Source organism: Scytonema millei VB511283, assembly GCF_000817735.3.
Taxonomy (GTDB): Bacteria; Cyanobacteriota; Cyanobacteriia; order Cyanobacteriales; family Chroococcidiopsidaceae; genus Chroococcidiopsis; species Chroococcidiopsis millei_B.
This window is the reverse complement of record NZ_JTJC03000015.1, coordinates 1-2,056: the sequence shown is the minus strand read 5'-3', so window position 1 is coordinate 2,056 and position 2,056 is coordinate 1. Positions and strand designations below refer to the sequence as shown.

Here is a 2,056-nt window from a genome sequence, read left to right as displayed (position 1 = left end):
TTAGTTTTTGTACAAGGGTTGCAATTTTATCAGCTAGTGGATTCAGTAAATTTGGCGGAATGTTCAGGCGCTTTTGAATCCATTTCCTGATAGTTGGTGCTAATTCTTGCCTACCTGTTACCACTTTGTTACTCACTTCCAATTCACGAAGTTGCAACTGGCAGGCGATCGCTGAAACATTCATTTGCCTAAAGTAGCGTAAGTGCAGTATATTTCGGCGTTGGTAATCAAGCTGCTGCCATGTAGCCCGAAACACTGACTGGAAAATCAAACCTTCGTAATACTTTTTCAGGCACTCCTTGAGTGCGGTGTGCATTTCATTAAGACTTTCCGAGTCAGGAATAACATTTAGCCTTTCTTGCGCCCATTCAGCCACTTGCGTGAGCAATTGTTGCGTCGCTTTGTTGTCGTGGTAACGAACCGTCGTATAATAAATTCCAAAGATGGGGGCAATCGAGCGATAGTCTAGGTCAAAACCGTACCTCAGTAGCAGGCAGTTATCAGTGTCTGAGTCTATCCGTGTCAGCAATTCTGTCAAAATAGCCATTAGTGCAATGGCATGTTCCTGATTTTCAATTTGCTCCCACCCAGATTCATATGTACCATCGGGAATCATCTCAGATAAGGAATCAGAATTTTCGTTCCCCCCTGTAGGAGAATCGAGGGAGACAACGCGTCTGGTTTGATACCTTCTTAACACCTGAATGCATTTTTCCAGCCCTGCTTTAATCGTCACCTGGTTAGCTTTGCTGAGATCAGCTACTTGAGGAGACGACTGTACTAGCTGCTTATACAAATTTGTCATTATATGCAACTGTTCATCCGTCGGTGCTGGGAGAGAACGGCTATCAGTTGCTCCTTGGGGAGCGTAAATTTCTTTAAAACTGTCCCAGGCTAACAGATAGCAGTTTAGGTGCGGTTGCCTATACCCTTGATTTTGCAGAGCTTCAAGTAGATATGCCCGAGTACTATACCTTAATAACCCCCAGTCCGAACGCCTCTTCTCCATCCCTAAATTGCGAACAATTTCATCCTTGATTTTGCCCTCCATTTTTGTGACGGCATAGTTTTGTAAGGGAAGCTGAGAGTTAAAGTTGCTAAAAAAAATGTCTGGAGTGCTAGAGAATGACCAGGCTATCTGCCAGATATCATGCCGATCATAATTGAATTGCGGGAAATTTCTCAACTTTCCATAAACTTTATTAGCAGCTTGATAGCCGAGTTTTTCCAGGTAAGCCGACATATGCCTGAGCGCTAGTGGCTCACAGTCAAAAGTTTTTAGAAACAACCGCGCCCAAAATTCTGCATCGGTGTTAGGTTCTGACTGACACAGAGTTCTAATGTTTGTTTCTAATTCACGGTTAGATACCCAATAGACATCCAAACGCCCATTGCTGTCTTTGAGCCTTGGATGTGTGGAAAACTTCCAGATAATCGTCATGCACTCCTCTTCTCTGAATTTCCAACAGCTATGGTCAGTCGTTAACTTATTCTATTTTTATATCGGTTTAACGCGCGAGGTTTGTTGCAAACTTTTGGATAGTTTACATGAATATTGCTGATGGCGATACGCATGATTGCGTCTGCGCTCTGCGCAATCGCCAGCTTATGACCAGGATGCGGATTTGACCCATTCAACCAGTTGCTAGTTAGCTATGGCTTTTTCCTTGTGCTGCTTAAAGCCTTTATACTTTAAGCTCCGCTTATCACCTGTGACTCATGACTATAATGTAAAGAAATGTAACAAGGTGTGCCACAAGTGATTGGGTCTAACCAGATACACAGATAGAAGTTCACGAGCTCATCCTTTCTCTTATGAAGAAAATAACTCATGTAAGCAATACCTTAGCCAAAACAAGAGGATGAAGAGAGAGGACGCTTTATCGATTATTACAAACTACGTTTCCAAATCGAATTTGATTTTCGTGATGCCAAACAATTTTGGGGATTAGAAGATTTTATGAACCTGGGTCAAACTGCGGTGACTAACGCTGCTAATCTTTCTTTTTTCATGGTCAATTTGTCCCATTATCTTCTAGCTCAGTTCCGTCAAGAT

General features: G+C 42.5%; 1 protein-coding gene and 1 pseudogene. One reads left to right on the top strand and one right to left on the bottom strand.

Annotation, left to right across the window (positions count from 1 at the left end):
- Positions 1–1,441: sigma-70 family RNA polymerase sigma factor (locus tag QH73_RS25545; RefSeq protein ID WP_132867557.1), on the bottom strand; the 1,441-nt coding region annotated here is incomplete at its 3' end.
- Positions 1,442–1,876: 435 nt separating this feature from the next.
- Between QH73_RS25545 and QH73_RS25540 the strand changes: the two are divergent.
- A pseudogene (locus tag QH73_RS25540) lies at positions 1,877–2,056 on the top strand (IS4 family transposase); the annotation flags it as partial.